The sequence below is a fragment of the Paenibacillus ginsengihumi DSM 21568 genome (assembly GCF_000380965.1).
GTDB classification, from domain to species: Bacteria; Bacillota; Bacilli; order Paenibacillales; family NBRC-103111; genus Paenibacillus_G; species Paenibacillus_G ginsengihumi.
On the sequence record NZ_KB905594.1, the window covers coordinates 1 to 19,526 of the forward strand.

The 19,526-nt window shown below is 59.5% G+C and carries 12 protein-coding genes and 1 pseudogene; 4 read left to right on the plus strand and 9 right to left on the minus strand.

Translation table 11 applies throughout. The features are described 5' to 3' along the window. Window positions 1-599: 599 nt before the first annotated feature. Together F591_RS28540 and F591_RS0119470 are read right to left on the minus strand one after the other, a co-directional pair. A pseudogene (locus tag F591_RS28540) lies at window positions 600-1,271 on the minus strand (N-acetylmannosamine-6-phosphate 2-epimerase); the annotation flags it as partial. Further along, on the minus strand, window positions 1,268-2,353 hold the full coding sequence (locus F591_RS0119470; RefSeq protein WP_245581084.1) for a glycoside hydrolase family protein: 1,086 nt from the start codon (window positions 2,351-2,353) through the stop codon (window positions 1,268-1,270). The pseudogene F591_RS28540 and the gene F591_RS0119470, both read right to left, overlap by 4 nt. Before the next feature lie 229 nt (window positions 2,354-2,582). On the opposite strand from F591_RS0119470, the gene F591_RS0119475 reads away from it, so the two are divergent. The 4 genes from F591_RS0119475 to F591_RS0119490 all read left to right on the plus strand — a co-directional run bounded on the left by F591_RS0119475 (window position 2,583) and on the right by F591_RS0119490 (window position 8,605). Beyond that, window positions 2,583-4,865, plus strand: a complete 2,283-nt coding sequence (locus F591_RS0119475; protein ID WP_156829631.1) for an AraC family transcriptional regulator — start codon at window positions 2,583-2,585, stop codon at window positions 4,863-4,865. Window positions 4,866-5,054: 189 nt separating this feature from the next. Then, window positions 5,055-6,029, plus strand: coding sequence for an ABC transporter permease (locus F591_RS0119480; protein ID WP_019536293.1), 975 nt, complete (start codon window positions 5,055-5,057; stop codon window positions 6,027-6,029). Window positions 6,030-6,069: 40 nt separating this feature from the next. After that, complete coding sequence (locus F591_RS0119485) at window positions 6,070-6,945, plus strand: carbohydrate ABC transporter permease (RefSeq protein ID WP_019536294.1); 876 nt, start codon at window positions 6,070-6,072, stop codon at window positions 6,943-6,945. An 82-nt stretch (window positions 6,946-7,027) separates the two neighbouring features. Further along, window positions 7,028-8,605 (plus strand): extracellular solute-binding protein, encoded by a 1,578-nt coding sequence (locus F591_RS0119490; RefSeq protein WP_019536295.1) that lies wholly within the window; start codon window positions 7,028-7,030, stop codon window positions 8,603-8,605. Window positions 8,606-8,829: 224 nt separating this feature from the next. On the opposite strand, the gene F591_RS0119495 is transcribed toward F591_RS0119490, so the two are convergent. The 7 genes from F591_RS0119495 to F591_RS0119525 all read right to left on the minus strand — a co-directional run bounded on the left by F591_RS0119495 (window position 8,830) and on the right by F591_RS0119525 (window position 18,727). Continuing rightward, window positions 8,830-9,732 (minus strand): Gfo/Idh/MocA family protein, encoded by a 903-nt coding sequence (locus F591_RS0119495; RefSeq protein WP_019536296.1) that lies wholly within the window; start codon window positions 9,730-9,732, stop codon window positions 8,830-8,832. A gap of 47 nt (window positions 9,733-9,779) precedes the next feature. Further along, complete coding sequence (locus tag F591_RS0119500; RefSeq protein WP_019536297.1) at window positions 9,780-11,132, minus strand: hypothetical protein; 1,353 nt, start codon at window positions 11,130-11,132, stop codon at window positions 9,780-9,782. 1,311 nt (window positions 11,133-12,443) lie between these two features. After that, on the minus strand, window positions 12,444-13,376 hold the full coding sequence (sdaAA, locus tag F591_RS0119505) for an L-serine ammonia-lyase, iron-sulfur-dependent, subunit alpha (protein WP_019536298.1): 933 nt from the start codon (window positions 13,374-13,376) through the stop codon (window positions 12,444-12,446). 18 nt (window positions 13,377-13,394) lie between these two features. Next, window positions 13,395-14,093 (minus strand): L-serine ammonia-lyase, iron-sulfur-dependent subunit beta, encoded by a 699-nt coding sequence (gene sdaAB, locus F591_RS0119510; protein ID WP_019536299.1) that lies wholly within the window; start codon window positions 14,091-14,093, stop codon window positions 13,395-13,397. A 57-nt stretch (window positions 14,094-14,150) separates the two neighbouring features. Continuing rightward, window positions 14,151-15,218, minus strand: coding sequence for a dihydrodipicolinate synthase family protein (locus tag F591_RS0119515; protein WP_019536300.1), 1,068 nt, complete (start codon window positions 15,216-15,218; stop codon window positions 14,151-14,153). 3 nt (window positions 15,219-15,221) lie between these two features. Further along, complete coding sequence (locus F591_RS0119520; RefSeq protein ID WP_019536301.1) at window positions 15,222-16,238, minus strand: NAD-dependent epimerase/dehydratase family protein; 1,017 nt, start codon at window positions 16,236-16,238, stop codon at window positions 15,222-15,224. A gap of 917 nt (window positions 16,239-17,155) precedes the next feature. Then, window positions 17,156-18,727 carry an FAD-dependent oxidoreductase gene (locus F591_RS0119525; RefSeq protein WP_019536302.1) on the minus strand — a complete coding sequence of 524 codons (1,572 nt, stop codon included), beginning with the start codon at window positions 18,725-18,727 and terminating at the stop codon, window positions 17,156-17,158. Window positions 18,728-19,526 lie beyond the last annotated feature (799 nt).

Sequence of the window (19,526 nt, forward strand, 5' to 3'; positions counted from 1 at the left end):
CTCCCGACGCTTCCGCCGCCCTCACCGACTCCGCCACTCCCAACGCTTCCGCCGCCCTCACCGACTCCGCCACTCCCGACGCTTCCACCGCTCCGGCCGCCCTCACCGCTTCCACCGCTCCCGACGCTTCCGCCGCCCTCATCGCTCCTGCCACTCCCGCCGCCCATGCCACCCACACCGACTCCACCGCTCTCGCCACTCCCACCGCCCCTGCCACCCGCACCGACTCCACCGCTCTCGCCACTCCCACCGCTCCTGCCACCCGCACCGACTCCATCGCTTCCACCGCTCCGGCCGCCCTCACCGACTCCGCCGCTCCCAACGCTTCCGCCGCCCTCACCGACTCCGCCACTCCCGACGCTTCCACCGCTCCGGCCGCCCGCACCGACTCCACCACTCCCGACGCTTCCGCCGCCCTCACCGACTCCGCCACTCCCGACGCTTCCACCGCTCCGGCCGCCCGCACCGACTCCACCACTCCCGACGCTTCCGCCGCTTCCACCGCTCCCGCCACTCCGGCCGCCCTCACCGCTCCCACCGCCGCTCTCGCCGCATCGGCTTCCGGCAACCGCGGGCTTCGCCGTCAGGCGGCTGCCGACAGCCTCGGCGAAGCGCTGCGCAATCAGCTGCGGGCGGGTGATGGCTCCGCCGACGACGACGAACATCGCCCCCGCCTCGATCGCCGCTTCCGCTTCTTCCGTGCGGAAGATGCGCCCTTCCGCGGCAAGCGGCACGTTCAGCCGGGCGGACAACCGCCGGACCAGCTCCAGATCCGGCTGCTTCGTCTGCGGGCTATAGGGCGTATAGCCGGACAACGTCGTCGATACGATGTCGAAGCCAAGCCGCTCGGCGGCGAGCCCTTCCTCCTCCGTGGACACGTCGGCCATCGCCAGCGCTCCCGCCCGGCGAATCCGCTCAAGCAGCGGAACGATCCGCGCCAGTCGGCCTTCCCGGTTCGTCGCATCGAGCGCAACGATATCGGCTCCGGCCGCAAGCACCGCCTCGACGTCTTCCAGCTCCGGGGTAATATAAATCGCCGAGCCGGGAATTTCCCGCTTGAGCAGCCCGATCACGGGCAGCGGCACCGCCGCCTTGATGCTGCGGATATCGTCTGCGCCGTTCGCGCGGATCGCCACCGCTCCTCCGCTAGCCGCCGCCTTCGCCATGCGGGCCATAAGCCCTGCGCCGTAGAGCGGCTCTCCGGGAAACGCCTGGCACGATACGATCAATCCAGGCTTCATCGGCAGCCGCTCTAGTCCGGAAGTTGTCATGAATTTTCCCTCCTGAGGCACGAAGCATCGTCAAGCTTCATGGAAGCCAAATAACCGGCAAAAGACGCCGCTTTTCGGAACGACGTGCTGACAGGCGTCCGCTCCGGATCGGGCTGCAAGCCTTTCGGCGCGAACACCGACCAGCCTTCGCGCGCAAGCCGATCGTTCATGTCCCTGATGCGCTCTTCGACGTAATCGCGTGCTCCGGGGAGATGGGCATAACGGGAGAACGCCATATCGATCTCCCATACGCTGCTCCAATCCCGGCACCACCACGGCGCTTCGTTGCCGTCATGAGGCCCCTCCTTCATGGCCGCCAGCATCCGGCGCACCGCCGCTTCCGCCGTCTCCTGCCACTGCCGCTGCAGCTCTTGCGGAAGCAGAGGCAGCGCCGCGGCGGCAAAGGCGACGATCGTCCCCTGATAGCTGACGCTGTTGCCCATCCCTACGCTGCCGTCCCAGTGCTCGATATAAGGCCACCAATCGGGCTCATGCTTGCCGAACCGCGCGATCAAATGGCGGAAGATGCAGACGGTCCGCTCCAGCAGGCGGGCGTCCCCGCTCAGCCCGTAGGCCCGGGCGAACGTATGCGCCGCGTACATATTTCCGTTCAACACGTCGTGATGCCGCGCGTTCGGATTTTTGTAGACCGCCCCCGGATTCTCCGCAGCGACTTGCGTAAGCAAATAACGGGCCGAGCGGAGCAGGCATTCCTTCGCTTCTTCCGAGCCGGCATGGCGGTGCAGCAGGTACAGGCTATTCGCTGCCGCGCCGATTTCCGCAATATCGACCGTTTCCGGCTCTCCGTGTCTGACATAAAAAGGTTGGCCAAACGCGCCGTCCGGCCGTTGCCGGCAGAGCACATTCGACGCCAGGCGCGAGGCGATAGCAAGCCCTTCTCCCCCGTGCATACGATAATCCAGTACGAAAAAAGCGGCCGCCTGCCCCGTCGTGCAGCAGCTCGCCCATGCGCCCAGCTCCTCATCCCGGAGGCCGAGGCTGCCGTCCGCCTGCGGCTCCAGCAAATCCGCAAAATAGCCCTTTAAGGTTCGCACTAATGACGAAACGATGGAATCCATCATTCAACCTCCTCTGACAGCGTTCTCCTTTACTATATCATAAATAGGAGGATTTCTCCTCTAATTATTTTATTTTTGGCAGAAAAATTCCCGTGTCTTTTTCTTGACAGTCCGCGCTCAGACCGACTACTCTTATTGTACAAACGACCGATTGCGATGGATTCGCCGGTTATCCGCACCCAACTGCAGATTTAGAGAGAGCAACATCTCGCCCATCCGGGGGTGTACGTCCATGTGGAGAATGGTCCCATGGTTTCGCAATGCATCTTTCAAAAGAAAGCTGTTCGTCTACTCCCTCCTGATCAGCCTGCTGCCTGTCATATTGACCGGAACCGTCCTCGCACGCCTCGCGGCCGCGGAAATTCAGGACGAGGTGAACCGGCACCAGCAGATCATTTTGCAGGAAATGCAGCGCCAGGTCGATGCGTTCCGCGACGAGCTCGACAAGGCTTCCATTCAGCTCGCCAACCACCGGGCATTGGAGCAAGCGGTGCAGCTTGGGCCTTCCGGCAAATATTTGGACGAAATGCTGGAGTTGTCCGATACGATCCAAAAGCAGCGAAGTATAGCCGAGTTTCAATATGACGTTTCCGTCATCTTCTTGCATTTCGGCAAAGTGTTTTCCAGCAAACACGGCTTCATCGAGCTGAATGAATTCGCTTACCGCGAGATGCTGGGCCGGCTTCCGCCTCATTTCCGCTCGGAGATCGTACCGCCCGATACGTATCCGGGCCAGGACGAGCTGCTTTATTTAAGGCCGGTGCCGATGTTCTCCGACACGCAGGGAAGCGGAATTTTGGTGCTCCACATTCCGAAGGACATACTGGCTGACTTCGCCGCGCATGTCCCCTTGGGAGACAGCCGCAAGTTGTACGTTATCGACGAGAAGGGCATCGTGCTCATCAGCCGGACAGCGGAGGAAATCGGCACCCGTCCGGCCCTGCTTGCAGGCGGGCTGCACCGGTACGGCAGCGATGAACCAGCCGAGACGAAGATCGGCGGAGACACGTACCAGCTTACCGTCCGGCAGTCGGATTATACGCGCTGGACGTATGTGGCCATGACGCCCAAGAAGGAGCTGACCCGGCAAGCGGACCGGATTCAAGCCGCGACCTTCGGAATCGTGCTGCTGCTCGCCGCTTTTTGGGCGCTGATTGCCCGCTTCGGCTCTACCCGGATGTACGGCCCGTTGCAGCATCTGCTGCAGCGGCTCCTGCCTCCGCCCCGCGCCGATTCCCCTGCCGGGACCGGCAACGAGTGGCAGGCGCTCGATGCCTACGTGACCGGCATGCTGCAGACGAACGAGCAGCTGCGCCGGCAGCTGAACGAGCAATCGCCTTATCTGAAAGAAACGATCGTGCATCAGCTGCTGCGCGGCGAAATCGGCAGCCATGAGGCGGAGCGGCTTCGGCAGACGTTCGGCTTTCATCTCCGGGGGAGCCGGTATGCGGTATGCCTGCTCGAAATTGACGACTATGCCCGCTTTCAGCAGCTGTATCAGGACATGGACCGATCCCTCATGATGTTCGCGCTGCGCAAAATGGCGGAAGAAATGTTCGAGGAGCGGTTTTCCTGCGCATCCGGCATTTCCATGCCAGGCCAGGCGGCTCTGATCATCGGGCTCGAAAAAGGCGACGCCGCGCTGGACAGCCTTCTGGTTACCGCGCACAAATTTCTCGATATATCGGCAAAATATTTCCAGTTCTCCGTCACCATCGCCTGCTCTCATCCCGTCCTGACGTATCGCAACATCAGCGATGCCTACCGGGAGGCGCGGGATTTGCTTGGCTACCGGCTGCTGCACGGACCGGGCAAGGTGCTGACGCCCCAGCAGACCATGCCGATGGAAAACCCGCTGGCCAGCGATCTCCTCAGGCGGGAGAAGCAGATCGTGACCGCGGTCATGCAGGGAAAAGCGGACGAAGGCGCAGAGCTGCTGCGCCAATGGGTACGGGACATGCCGCAATTGGTCCGCCATTTCAATGCGGCGCTCGGCTTGTTCGCCCATCTGATCGGCGAGCTGGTTCTGTATATGCAGGAGCTGGAGCTGGCTCCGGACGAAGTTTTCGGAGAAAACCCTTACAAGCGGCTCTACGAAATGTCGACGATGCGCGAAGCGGCGGATTGGCTGGCGGAGGCGGTATTTCCTTCGGTCGCGGCACGGCTGGAGCTGGCGCATAGCGGCCAACAGCAGCGTATGGCCGCCGAGGTCATCCGCTTCATCCACGACCATTTCGACACGGATTTATCGCTCCAGCAGCTGGCCGACCGGTTCCGCGTCTCCCCTTCCCGGCTCAGCCGGCTGTTCAAGGAAGAGACGGGAATGAACTTTATCGATTACCTCATTCGGTTCCGGATGAATAAGGCCAAGGAATGGCTGGCGCATACGGAGATGCCGATCAAGCAGATTGCGGAGAGGCTCAGCTATACGTCCGTGCAAAATTTTACCCGCGTGTTCAAGCAGTACGAGCAGCTTCCGCCGGGCGAGTACCGCAAGCGGCAGCGGGGCGGTTGAAGGACGCGCTTTCGCGGCCTTTTTCCTTTTTTGCGGAGCTTTATCCTTTTTTCTTCGCCGCTGGAAAAATGGAGCATTGCCATGCGCCGCCCTCTCCCCCGATAATCGGATCAACAGCTTCGGCTCGCAGCCGCCGAAATTTAAGCGCTTTCGGCCTGCTGCGCCCCTACTCTTAAGGAGGAATGCGCCTTGAGCATGTTGGACCCCCGATCCCGCTCCTCGCCCGCCATCCGCAAGACCGCTTCCGCGAGCCGTCTTGGACGCTTTCGGGCCCGGCTGTGGCAAGACCGGCACCTGCTGCTGCTCGGCTTGCCCGGCATCGCCTATTTCCTTATATACCGTTATGTCCCCATGGCGGGGCTGTACATGGCCTTTATCGATTACAGCCCGTTTCAAGGCATAGCGGGCAGCGAATGGGCAGGCTGGAAACATTTTGCCCGAATCTTCGAAGATCCGGAGATCGTGCAGGTGTTGTGGAATACTTTATCGATCTCGTTTCTGCAAATCGCATTCGCCTTTCCGGTGCCGATCGTGCTGGCCCTGATGCTGAACGAACTGCGCAGCCAGATCTATAAACGCATCGTCCAGTCGGTCATCTACCTCCCCCACTTCCTGTCCTGGGTCGTCGTCATCGGGATATGCATCATCTTTTTGAAAGGAAACGGCGTCGTCAACGAACTGCTCAAGCAATGGTTCGGTCTTGCGCAGCCGATTCCGTTCTTGACCGATCCAGGCTACTTTAAGCCGCTCGTCATCCTGCAAGTGATCTGGAAAGAAGCGGGCTGGGGAACGATTCTGTTCCTTGCGGCGCTGGCCGGCGTCAATCCGCAGCTATACGAAGCGGCAATTATGGACGGCGCGGGACGGTTCCGTCAAATCTGGCACATCACGCTCCCGGCGATCCGCAGCACGATCGTGGTTCTGCTCATCCTGCGGCTTGGGCATGTCATGGATGCCGGATACGAACAAATTTTCCTGCTGCTGAATCCGTTCAATATGGAAATCGGCAACATTTTGGACACGTACGTCTTTTTCAAGGGAATCGGTCAATCGGACTACAGCTTCGCGACGGCGGTCGGCCTGTTTAAGGGAGCTGTCGGTCTCGTGCTCGTGCTGTCGGCCAATGCTCTGGCCAAAAAGCTGGGAGGAGACGGCGTATTCTAGACCCGTTCGCCCGTTCGCATAAGGGAAAGGAGGATCTATCGTGCGCCATCGAACCTGGGGAGAGCGGTGCATCGATATCGCCAACGTCCTGCTGCTCGGCTTCATCGCTTTCGTGATGCTGGCTCCGTTCTGGTACGTGGCAGCCGTTTCTTTCGCCTCGTACAAAGAATTTTTGCAGCGGGACATCGTCTGGTTTCCGAAAGAGTGGGTACTGAGCGCCTACGAATACATTTTCGCTTCCGAATCGTTCGTCCGCTCGGTAGGCGTGACGGTGCTGGTGACCGTGATCGGCACGGCAGTCAATCTGGCGTGTACGTCCACCTTCGCTTATACGCTGTCCCGCCCGGTCATCGGCCAACGGGTCATGCTGGTGCTGGTCCTCTTCACGCTGCTGTTCAGCGCAGGCATGATTCCGACGTATCTGATCGTCAAGGAAACCGGCCTCTTGAACTCGATCTGGGCGCTCATTCTGCCGATCGCCATCAATCCGTTCAACCTGATCGTCATGCGGCAGTTTTTCGTCGGCATGCCGGGCGAGCTGCACGAAGCGGCGGTGATGGACGGCGCCAACGAGCTGAAAGTGTTCTGGAACATCATGCTGCCTTTATCCAAGCCGTCGCTGGCCGCCTTCGCCCTTTTCTATGCAGTGATGCACTGGAACAATTACTTTACAGGCATCCTGTACTTGAACGAGCCGGAGAAATGGCCGATACAAGTCATTTTGCGCCAGATGATCGTCGTCGGGGAAGCGCAGACCGCGCTGGGCAGCGGGCACATTTTGCTCGAGCACGCCCCGCCGGCGGAAACCGTCCAGATGGCGGCGATCATCGTGGCGACCGTTCCGATTCTTGTCGTCTATCCGTTTCTGCAGAAGCATTTTGCCAAGGGGGTGATGCTCGGGTCGGTCAAAGGCTGACTCCGGGACATCCTGTCAGACGTTACGACTTATATACGCTGAGGCATCGGCGTATGATTTTTAGCATGGGAGGGGACTGTCAATGCATTACAGAGGAAAAGCATGGGCGGCTGCCGCGCTCGCCGGAGCCATTATCGTGACGTCCGCCTGCGGCGGCGAGGACGAAGGCGCCGGACGAACGAACGAAGGCGGGGCGCCGGATGGGCAGAAGAAGCACACGATTACGATGATCGACTTCCGTTACGGAGCGTTTCCGCCAACCGGAGGCAAAGGGCTGCAAATGATTAACGAGAAATTCAACGTCGATTTCAAGCCGCAGTACGTCGTCCGCTCCGATTACGACCAGAAGCTGAGCGCCATCGTCGCCTCCGGCGATATTCCCGACATCATCGTCATGGAAGGCCCGGACTCCAACTTCTATAAATGGGCGAAGCAGGGAGCTTTTTTGCCGCTCAACGAGCTGCTCGACAAATACCCGACGATGAAGCTGATTCCGGACAATATCCGCAAAGCGGTTACCGTCAACGGCAAAATATACGCCATCCAAAAATATTTGACCGAGAACTACCAGCTGACCCCGGTCATCCGCAAAGACTGGCTGGACCGCTTGGGGCTTGCGGTTCCGAAAAATTACGACGAACTGAAGCAGGTAGCGATCGCCTTCACCAAAAACGACCCCGACGGCAACGGCAAGCACGATACGTACGGGCTCGCCATGTCCGCGAACATTAACCCGAGCTACGCCATGGGCGCTTACTGGGACTTGGAAGCCTGGTATCATCAGAACGCCGACGGACAGCTGATCCCCGGCATGATCTCCGAAGCCCGGAAGCAGCATATCGCCTGGCTGGCCGATCTGTATAAGGAAGGCGCGATCACGAAGGATTTTGCCCTGCTCAACTGGGCGCAGACGAACAAGGAGTTTTACTCCGGCAAGGCGGGCATCTTCATCGGCACGCCGCGCGGCATGAACCCGACCTATATGCAAGGGCTGGTCGATCTAAGCCCGAATGCCCAGATCGTGCCGATCCCTCCGTTCCAGGCGCCGGACGGCTCGCAAGGCTTCGTCTCCTCCCCCGGCTTCTACGGGATCGTGATGCTGAACGCGAAGCTGGCGAAGGAGCCGGACAAGGTGGCGAAAATTATGGAGATGATCGATTACGGCCGAAAGTTTGTGCCGCTGGAGCAGCGCAACGCGGGCAATGCCGATTTTGACTGGCTGAACGGCAAAGAAGGCCAAGGCTACACCATCGAAAACGGCAACGTGCGCCGCGAAGTGGAGGAAAAAGGCCTTGCGCCGATCAACTATTTGCCGGACAAAACGATGTGGGCCCCTAACGATGCGGCCAACGGATATTCGAAGGAATACACCGTTCCGCTGCTGCGCGACTTGGCGGCCAGCCTGGAGAAGATGCACGGCGAGACGAAGCATCTGGTCAATCCGATTAACGAGGTGTTCTCCGAGACCAGGGCCGCGAAGGACACGGAGCTGTCCCGGTTCCTGTACACGGAGCAGACGAAAATGATTTTCGGCGAAAAGCCGCTGTCCGATTGGGACGCGATGGTCAAGGAGTGGTCCGATAAGGGGGGCGCCCAGATCATTAAGGAAGTGAACGAGAGCCTCAAGGCAAACGGCTACGCCGGCCCGCAGTGGAAATAATCGAAGGTCAAGAGCGCTGCCGCTCCTTTCCCGACAAGGAAACGGAGCGGCAGCGCTCATTGACCTTGGCCACGGCTTGGTCCTGGCTGCAGCGTGCCCCCGGCCACGGCTTGACCCTCGCTACAGCTTGACCCCGGCCACGGCTTGGTCCTGGCTGCAGCGTGACTCCGGCCCACGGCTTGGTCCTGGCTGCAGCGTGACTCCGGCCCACGGCTTGGTCCTGGCTACAGCTTGATTCGCCGCCCTGTCGTCCGGCTTTCGTTGGCCGCTTCAAGGAAGCGGATCACCTCCATCGTCTCCGTTAGCAGAAGGCCCGGTTGTCCTGTCCTGAACATTTTCATAACCTCGATAAGCAAGCAGGCGTAGAACGGCCTTCCGTCCTTGGACACATCGACCAGACGCGGCCCTGCCCCGGTATGCAGCGTGACGCCGAAGCCCTGGCCCGGCCGTCGGCTGCCCCGCACCGTGCCGATCCGCCCGTCCTGCCAGACGCCAACGATGACGTCGAAATCGTCGTTCGCCGTCACGGTCACTTCCCGGCATCCGGCGCCCATGACGCGGTACAGCAACTCGGCCGTATGAATCCCGTACCAGAAGTATCCCGGCTGCGTCGCCTCGAGATACATCGGTCCGAAGGCATCGGCTCCCGCAATGCCCTCGTCGGCTTCCGCCAGCGCGCGGGCGAGCCCTTCGGCATACCGCAGTGCGGAAGCGCTCATCAGCGGTATGCCGTATTGCTGCGCTATCTCGGCCATTTCGTACGCCTCCTGCGAGCTCAGCGCTAGCGGCTTGTCGATAAACACCGGCTTGCCGGAAGGCGCGATCGCGCGAAGCTGCTGCAAATGCACCCGGCCGTCGGCCGATTCGATCAGCAGCGCATCGACCGCCTCCGCTACGGCTTCCGGCGTTTCCAGGATCGAAACGCCGTAGTGCTCGCGCAGCTCCTGCGTAAAGCCGCCGACCCGCTCTATGCTAAGCGGGAAATCGGCAGAGCCGCCCGGATAAGCGGCAACAACCCGGCCCCCCGGCACATGGTGGGCATCCGCCGGATCGTTCAGCAGCTTCGTAAATGCCGTTGCGTGCGAAGTATCTAGACCGATCATGCCTAAGCGCAGCGTCGTCTCCATCGCTTACATCCTCCCGGTTCCATTAGGTCGATAAACAAGCAAGCTTTTTAACGGCGAAGCAGGTCTGCCAGGAAAGTAAACCGGTATATCTGCTTCGGCCTGCCCTTCGCTCTGCCCCGCTCCTCTCCGGCCACCTCGACCAGCCCTGCGTCCATCCACTGCGTCAGCAGCCGGTGGGTGCTGCGGACGGTAACGCCGAGAACCGACGACAGCTCGTGAACGTTGTAGTCCGTCTTGCCGGTACGAGTAAGCTTCGCGACGAGCCGGCTCATATACGTCGGGGTCAAGCCGGCATCTTCCGCCTTGCCGATTAAAGCGGCATCCAGCAGCGACAGCCCGGCGCTGAGCGGCTCGGCCATTTCCAGCGGGCCGATGATGCTCTCGTCCTCGCGGACGATGAAGCTGCTGCCGCCGCCTGCGTCTTTGGCCCGGCGCAGCGCCATGCGGGCGTGCGAGCCCGCTTCGTGGGCGGACCGGCCGAAGCCGATGCCGATGCTCAAGGACAGCGCGAACTGCTCCTGCGCCGTCTTGGCCAGCGGAATATATTTATACCCGCCTGTATGACGCTCGAACGTCCCCCGCGTCGTGACGAACAAATATTCGCTGCCGCCCAGCGGAGTCAAATGCCCTTCGAGCGTTTCGGCATATTCCAGCATCATCCGGTGAATGTCCAGCTTCAACCGCTGCACGTCATGCTCCGACTTATGGAGCTCGGCCGCTTTGCGGAACCCGTCCACGTCGATGAGCCCAACCACGATTTGCGATTCCTTGCTGCGGCGGGATTCCGTCGACAACAGCGCCCGCTCGAGCGCGACGATAATATCCTGCTCGGTTGGCAGCACCCATTCGTTCGGCACGCCGATCTCGCTCAGTTCAAGCGATACCGAGCGGACCGCAGTGAGGGCAATCGCCGTCTTCCCCTGGGCATACTGCTCCGCATGGAAACGAACGATCGCCTTCATATCCGCAGGATCGCCGCCTGCATAGAAGATCAGCTCGGGCAGCGGCTGACCCAGCTCGCGGAACGTCTTGACGAACGGCTGGCGGGTCAGCGTATCGACCGACATGGCGCCGAGCCGACCCATCCGCTCCGCCCGAAACAACGACCGGTACAATCCGGAGCCGTTCAGCGGAACGAAATGAGCGGGTACGCGCAGCTGCACGCGTTCGTGGCAGACGCGGTACGGAAGCGGCCCCGAATATAGGATCACCTCGACGCGGTCCATCAGCTCCCGGGTCCGTTGAACCGCCTCCTCCAGATTCGCGTACGCCCCGGTAACGGGAACGAAGGACGGAAACGATTTTATCGCCTGCAGCATGACGGAAATCATCGGCTCCGGACCGATCAGCGCGATCGGTATTCCTTTGTCCGCAGCGTGCGGACGAGAAGTCCCCAACATGGCAACACCGCCTAACCCATGCTTGTTCGTCTATCTTGAAAAATTGGACGGAACCCTCCGGCGAATTTTCGGGCACCGAAGGTGACGACCGATGACGACAGGAATCGCTCGTCATAGGCGTCTTCACCCCCATAGATTCGCAGGCCGTGTCTTTTCGACAGTTGCTCCTGCTGCTCCTGCTGCTCCTTCCTGAGCTGTTCTTTCCCGCGCCGCCCTTTCTGTGCTTCCTTCCTGCGCTCCCGCCGAAGTTTCCGCCGAAGCTTCCGAATCTAACGCTAGTGACAAACGCTATTTCGCTGAATCGTGACTCTTTTTAAATGTAACGAAACGTAATAACGCTATTTGGTCAGAAACGCTGAATCTGGCGGTCCAAAATGCCAAATAAGGCTGCTCACTTGCGTTACAATTTCAAATCGATGGTTCTGAGTGAAATAAGCTCTCTGGCTAGCGTTAGACCGGCCAAACAGTACTCCAGGCTAGCAAGCATTACTAAACGAGCATGAAGAGAAGCTTCGATCGAAGCACCTTCGCCAGATGAGCGAGGCTGCGCTTGAGCGGCAGTTTCGCCTGATGCAGACAGACCACTTCGATTTAACACTTTTATGCTTTATCGAAAATCTTTCTGGCAGCTTTTCTGTCAGCGCTGAGAAAACCTTGCCTCTTGATTGGCCCTTTATTGTGCAAAGCTGCACTTTACTGCGACGGAGATGCTCAGCCAGCGGCCCCCGAAGCCCGCACCAGTGTGCGAACTCCGCATTAGCGTGCAAACTCCGCGTTCCCTCCCCGGGCACACACGAGCACATGAGGCGACAAATCCTGCAAAAAATGCAACATTTTCCGCCCTCTGCGCACAAGAGAAAGAGGAAAGTTGCAGTTTGTACAACAATTTGGGCGTAATCGGCTTCAAACCCGGGAATATCGCCCAAAATGTTGCACTTTTTACAACATTGAGCCGCTCATGCGGGTTATCCCCCCGTTTTTGTTGTACAAAATACAACATTTGCTATCTTGAAAATAGCCCCCAGGGGTGCGCGGCACATTTTCATCTTCTGATGGTGCCGCGCCAGCAGCATGGGGGTCTATCTTGAAAATAGCGCAGGGGTGCGCCGCTGCCCATTTTCATCATCTGATGGTGCCGCGCAAGGCAGCATAGGCCTCTCTCTTGAAAATGGGGCGCTAATCCACAGGCCAAAATTTTCAGACACCGAAGGTGACGACCGATGACGAAAGGAATCGCTCGTCATCGGCGCCTAAATCCATTGTACCCGATAGGAGGGATCTGCCAATGGGAAAAAGCGGCGAATCACTCGCTCACTCCTTTCCCTCCTCCGAAGACGGAGACGGGGACGGAGACTCCTCGAAATCCGGATAATCCGGGCAAAGCTCTTTCAGCATGCGCTGGCCGGTCGGCGTGGCGGCCAGACCGCCCCGGGCGGTTTCCCGATACTTCTCGGGCATGCCGCTTCCCACTTCAAGCATGGCGCCGATCACTTCGTCGGACGGAATGGCGCTCTTCACGCCGGCCAGGGCCATATCCGACGCCGCGAGCGCTGCGACCGCCCCGAAGCCGTTGCGCACGATGCACGGCACTTCGACGAGCCCTCCGACCGGATCGCATACGAGGCCGAGCGAATTGGCGAGCGCCAGCCCGACCGCATGCACCGCCTGCTCCGGCGTGCCGCCCCGCAGCTCCGTCAAGGCGCCGGCCGCCATCGCTACGGCGGAGCCGATCTCGGCTTGACAGCCTCCCTCCGCGCCAGACACAAACGAGCGGTTGGCGATCACGTAGCCGAGCGCGCCGGCGGTAAAAAGACCATGCGTCATCCATTCGTCGGTCCATCCGTAATGCTCCTGAACGCTGACGAATACGCCGGGGATGACGCCGCACGATCCTGCCGTCGGCGTGGCGACGATACGTCCCATGCTCGCGTTCACCTCCGATACCGCCAGCGAGCTCGCCAGAGCCTTCCCGGCTACCGGCCCAAGCAGGCCGAGACCGGCATCGTGCCGCGCCTGAACCCGCTTGGCATCGTTTCCTGTGAGGCCGCTGCGCGAGGTCGTATCGCGGGTTAATCCCTGGGCGGCCGCTTCCTTCATGATGCGGTAATAACCGAGCATCTTCTTCATTTCGCGCTCGGCCGGCCGGCCCGATTCCCGCGACTGCTCCTCCAGCATCAGCCGGTATATCGGCTTATCTTCCTTCCGGCACAGCTTCGCCAGCTGCTCCAGCGTATCGAATCTCATAAGCGCACCTCCGTCCGATCAGGCATCGCAATGCTCATCTGGCCCGCTTCTTCCCGATACATCGAAGGCGATGGCCCGCGTAACCCCGTTCACCCGGCGAACGGCCGCCACAAGCCCCTCAGGAACCCCCGTGTCCGCTTCGATCACGGTCAGCGCATCCCCGCTTCGCCGGCTGCGGTCCACGTCCATGAAGCCGATATTGAGCCGGTACCGGCTGAACCAGCGGGTCAAATCGGCCAACAAGCCGACCCGATCGCGATGCCAGATCGCCATCGTCGGATAAGCGGCGCTGAACCGGACGTCGAAGCCGTCCACATTCACGATTTCAACGTTCCCTCCTCCGACGGAGGTGCCGATGAGCGACAGGCTGCGGCCGTTCGCCGACAGATGGAGCTCCGCCGTGTTCGGATGAGGCGCCATGCCCCGTCCGGTGCGGAAGCGGACGCCCAGGCCCAGCTCTTCTGCACAAGCACGCGCCTGCGGAATCCGCAGGTCATCCGTCTGCCAGCCGAGCAGCCCGGCAACGATCGCCGCATCCGTGCCGTGTCCGCGGCCGGTGTCTGCGAACGACTGAAACAGCGCGATCTCCGCCCGCTCGGGCTGCTCTCCGAACAGGTGGCGCGCGATGCGGCCGATGCGAAGCGCGCCGGCCGTATGCGAGCTGGAGGGGCCGACCATATCCGGGCCGATAATCGAAAATACGTCTTTGAAGCGCATCCTGCGCACTCCTTCCAAGCTTTGCCCGCATCGCCTCTATGCCCCGGACCCGGGAATTCAAGCCATCCAGGCGGCCAAATGCTCGCGGACGAACGCATCGTCGTTCAATTCCGGATAGTCCCGATACACCCGGTCGATCTCCTCCGCCTGTCCCGGGGAGAGCGTCTCGTGAGGATTCAGGCACCAGATTCCTTTCATCAGCCCTTGGCGGCGAAGCACCTCGTGAATGCCGGGGATGCAGCCGGCAAACCCGTGTGCCGGATCAAAAATTGCCGCGTTCGCATCCGTCACCTTCCCATTCCGGGTCAGCCACTCGCTATCGATCATCCCCGATTGCCGCACCCGCTTGATCTCCTCCAGCATCTCGACCGCCTTGCGCGTCCATACCGCCCAATGGCCGAGCAGCCCGCCGACGATGCGTTTTTCCACGGGCTTGCCATCCACCATAAAACGATACACGGTCAACAGATCGACCACGATGTTATCATCGTTGCCGGTGTACAGCGCAATCTCGTCACGCCGCGGCGAATAGCATACGGCCCGCGCCACATCGATCGTCTGGTAGCGGTTGAACGGCGCTATTTTGATCGCCACGATGCCGGGGATGGCGGCGAATTCCTTCCAAAAGTCGAAGCTGAACACCTTCCCGCCGACCGACGGCTGCAAATAAAAGCCGATCACCGGCAGCTTTTCGGCCACCCGCGCCGTTCGTTCGAGGAGCTGCGCTTCGCTTAGAGCTTGCAGCCCTCCCATGCTCAGCAGCCCCGCATCGTATCCGAGTCCGATCGCCGTCTCCGCTTCGCCCAGCGCCTGTTCGACAGGGCCGCAAATGCCGGCAATTTTCAGGAACGGACGCGCAATACCTGCCCGGTCAACCTCCTCGGACGCCAACCGCAGCACCTTCTCGAACAGATTGAATGGCGGCTTACGGATGTCAAACTGCGTGGAGTGTACGCCTACCGCGACGCCTCCGGCGCCGGAAGCGATATAATAGCGGGTTAATGCGCGCTGACTGCGCTCGTCGAGCTGGCGTCGTTCATCCAGCGCCAGCGGGTGAGCCGGAATGACAAGCCCTTCGTGCAGCGCCCGGAATTGCTCCGGCGTCAATGATTTTTTGCCGCTCATATGCTAAAATTTTCCCTCTCTTTCCTGAAAATGCGTCGGCTTGTTGATCGTTTTCCCTCCATGCCGCACCCAATCGGCCACCCAATCGATCATTTGCAGAAGCGATACCTTCGGATAGCCGAACAGTTGCATGCATTTGGATGCGTTGCTGAGCAGCGCCGTATCCGCTTCCTGGCCGGTGAATATCGCTTCCGTCCCGAGCCGCTTGGCCAGCTCTGCGGCCGCATACCGGATCGATACCGTCTCCGGCCCGGTCACGTTCAGCACTTCCGCCCCCTGCTTGCAGCGTAGCAGCGAACGAAGCGCAATTTCGTTGGCGTCGCCCTGCCAGATGCAGTTGAAATGGCCCATGGACACGTCGATCGGCTGGCCTTCCTTCACCGATTTGGCAATTTCCAGCAGCACCCCGTACCGCAGATCGATCGCATAATTCAAACGGTAGATCAAAACCGGCGTTCCGTATTGATGGGAAAAATGCTGGAACACCCGCTCCCGTCCGAGGCACGACTGCCCGTACTCGCCGACCGGCGACGGGGCTGTCGATTCGCTCGCTCCGCCTTGAAGGACAGGAGTGAGCGGGTAGACGTTGCCGGTGGAGAATACGACGATCCGGGAATGGCGGAACTTCTCCGCCACGCGGCCCGGCAAATAAGCGTTCATCGCCCACGTAAAATATTCCCTGCCCGTAGTGCCGAATTTCGTGCCGGCCATATAAACGACGTTGTTCACGTCGGGCAGCTTTTGCAGTTGCTCGTCGTCCAGCAGATCGCATGCGATCGTTTCGACGCCGAAGCTCTCCAGCTCTTCCTTTAACCCTTGCTCGGAAAATCTCGATACGCCGTATACTTTGCGGTCAACTCCCGATTCCCGGATCGCGTTGATCGCAAGCTTGGCGAGACTCGGTCCCATTTTGCCCCCTACCCCGAGCAGCATAATGTCCCCTTCCAGCGATTTCATCTCCTGCACCAGCACAGGCGACGGCTCCGCCAGCTTGCTCTCCAGTTCCTCCACGGTTCGCATCGTTCCAGACAGCTCCCTTCTTCATGGCTGATACGCTTTCACAACCATCATAGCGCTGCCGGGGATTTAGAGACAAATCTTTAAATTGTCTTTAAATCGAACGGGTAAAGTTGCTTGCTGCTTCTCCATTAGATAAAGCTTTCGATAGGCCATGTTCCAATGTTAGATGGCGGGATGCGTCGACCAAAACGCAGCAGGAGGGGTAATTTATTCATCTATGATTTACAAACGGACGACGGTTTTATGAACCAGATCAATTGTTGGGTGAAGTAAACGTTAAGGGGCAAATGTGGCTCATTTCGATTCGGGATTGAGTGGACTATGCTCCTCTTCAAATGTTCTATGCATATTGATTTAACTTCTCCGAAAAGAAAATCCAATGCTCCCTAAAAAACATAAAAGTACCAAACGACCCCAATGGGCAGCCTGGTACTTCCAGTTCGATATTATTTAATTATTGCTAGTATTAGGGACAATAGACGAAGTCACAAGTATAAAAGTACTTTGTCTGCGTACAAAAAATTGTTCTTGATGTCTGAGCGCTCGAAGAAATAAAGTACCTGCGATTTACCTTCGAATGGCTGCAGGAAGGAGGATTTTCTTCTTGCTCTGTTCAAATACTTTAAGGCTGTAGTAACATTAGTCCACTGTCCAGTCCCAATATTTCGATCCGTTGGTCGAAACAAATCGATACAGCCAGGTGTCAAAATTACAATGCAAATTCCCGCCCGGCATATGCAAGGAAGCAAATGGCTTGACAAAAAGATAATCTGGGTCTCCTTGCGAGGCTTTCTCTAAATGGATGACGATATGGTCTTGGTAAATGTAAGCTATCTTTAATAAATGCTTATGCTCTTCTGGGGGTCGTCCGCCGCTTGCGCTGCCGGGACTCCCTCTTACTATGAACCGGCCTTTTTTTAAACGGGACCGACCTTCGGCCAGGCCAGCTCTATGCCTTCGCGCGTCAGCAGCTGCTGCAGCTCCTCAAGCTTGCCGGGGTTCGCCCTGACATCCCTTGGTCTGCAGCCGTGGTCCAGGCAGTAGGCCGCCGTGTAACCGGCCGACTCGCCGATGTTCCATTCCACCGGATGGAGGCGGTAGCAGCCGTTCGTAATATGAGTCGTGCCGATGTTTTTGCAGGCGGCCAGAAGGTTGTCCACGCGCTGCGGAATGAGGCTGCCGAGCGGAATCTGGAACGGGAGGGACGAGATGTCGAGAAAATTCCGCCCGGTCATGCTCGGATGCAGGTCGATCCGGTAGCAGCCGATCCCGACGCTGTCCGGGAACGCTTCCGCCCCGCACTCTCCACGGACAGCGGTGCTTACGTGCTGCTCCAGCACGGTAAATTCCGCTTTGATCCGCCGCGATTCGCGAATGTACGGAGCCTGGGCCAGCCCGTCTTCCGTTCCCGTTACGTCCGGTCTCAGGCGCAGCCCGGGGTAGCCCTGCTTGCCGTCGGGACGGGGAGCCTCGGTCTGCAGCCAATACAGAAGCGACAAGCTGAGCTGCCTGGCCTGCTCGCGATGCTTGCGCGCTTCCCCTTCCGGGACGTCGTACACATTGCCGAGCATATAGTCGTTCTGCACCCAATTCACCAGCGTTATATCGGAAAGATACGCTCCGGGAACGAAATTGGCTCGATCGATGATCCGGCGGTAGATGAACAGAGGGTATTTGTCCGTGCCCGGAAACAGTGCCTCCTCCGTCGGCTCCAGCGTTCTCGGATCGGGAGATACCCAGTTCAGCAGAGGATTCGGCCATCCGGGCGGCTGAAAGCAGCGCCAAAAGTCGTAATCCCTCGGCTTGTCGATCACGTGGTTTTCGCCTTCGACATAATCCATCGCGAACACATGCGTAAATGCCTGAATATCGCACGGATTGGCCGGGCCGTCCAGCGCGTGAGGCTCGTTCGTATCCCGTTTGGATTCCGCCCCTGTGACATATTCAACCCCCGCCAGCGGCAGCACGTCGCCGCATTCCGTCGCGTCCAGCACGAAGGGCGCGTGAATCGTAAGCTTGCGGCCGTCCGCTTCTTTTACGGTTACGGAACGGATCCGGTCGCCGTCCGTTTCGGCTCCGATCGGGCGGCAGCGGGTGACAATCTGCAGCAGCCCGCTGTTCACGTAAGGAGCCAGCATCGTCTGCAGCACCGCCAGCATCACCCTCGGTTCGGCGCAAAGCCGGCTCACGCCCCCGTTGCCGGGGTTCAGGTTCACGGCATACCGTCCTGCGTCGGACAGCGGAAAATAAAGCCGGTAATACTCGCGCACCCGGTTCCGGAAGGTACGGTAGCTGCGGGTGCAGCCGAACTGCTCGATCCACTTGTGCTCGTCCGGAGGCACGGCCTGGCTGGTCAGCTGACCGCCGATCCATTCGTTTTCCTCCGTCATCACTACGCGCTTCCCCATCCGGCAAGCCGCCAGCGCCGCCGCACAGCCGCCCACGCCGCCGCCGATAATGGCAATATCCGCTCTTGCTTCCCGATGCATCTCCATTCCTCCCTCTCTTATTCCATATATTGCCTCTTACATCTACATTGACGGTTCCCAGGCGGATAAGGTTGCAGCCGCATTGAACACATGACCCAGCCTGGGACGCAGGGGCCCCCGCCTATCTGGCCACCAATATCCTCTCTAACGCAAGTGGCAAACGCTATTTCGCTGAATCGCACCCTGTTTAAAATGTAACGCAACTAGGTGGCGCTATTTTGCCAAAAACGCTGAATCAGGCGGCCCTAAATGCGAAATAAGGCTGCTTCACTTGCGTTACAATTTCAAATCGGTCGTTTCGAGCGAAATAAGCTCTGTGGCAAGCGTTAGCTTAAGGTCTGCCCAGCACAACGCGAGCCCACAGCCTGCGGAACGTTAATCGAAGAGCTGACAAAGCGAGCAATCCATTCCCGGCAGCCCGGGTCCGCCGATTGCGAACGCCGGCAATGATTATTTGCAGAGAACGCAGGGCAAGCATCCGCCTTGGCGCCGATCCGGAAGCGAGCCGCAGGTCGCGGTCATCTTCCATGGCCTCCTTCCAACGAACTTTCCGGAACCTTCCACGGCCCTTTGACCGCCCCCTGACCGCCCTTTGACGGCTCTCTGTGCAGACCAGCAGCTTAAGGCCATTTTTCCGTCCTCCCCATCCCCCAAAACGCAGCGACTTCCTTGATCCCACTCATCCTCAGCCGCTTTTCGCACCTTGGCCGCAAACCGCTTCCCATGTTCATGAGGCTTCAGGACAGATATGTTTCGCCAAGCCCGGAATTCTTGTATGTCAAAAAACCCCGGTTCAGAC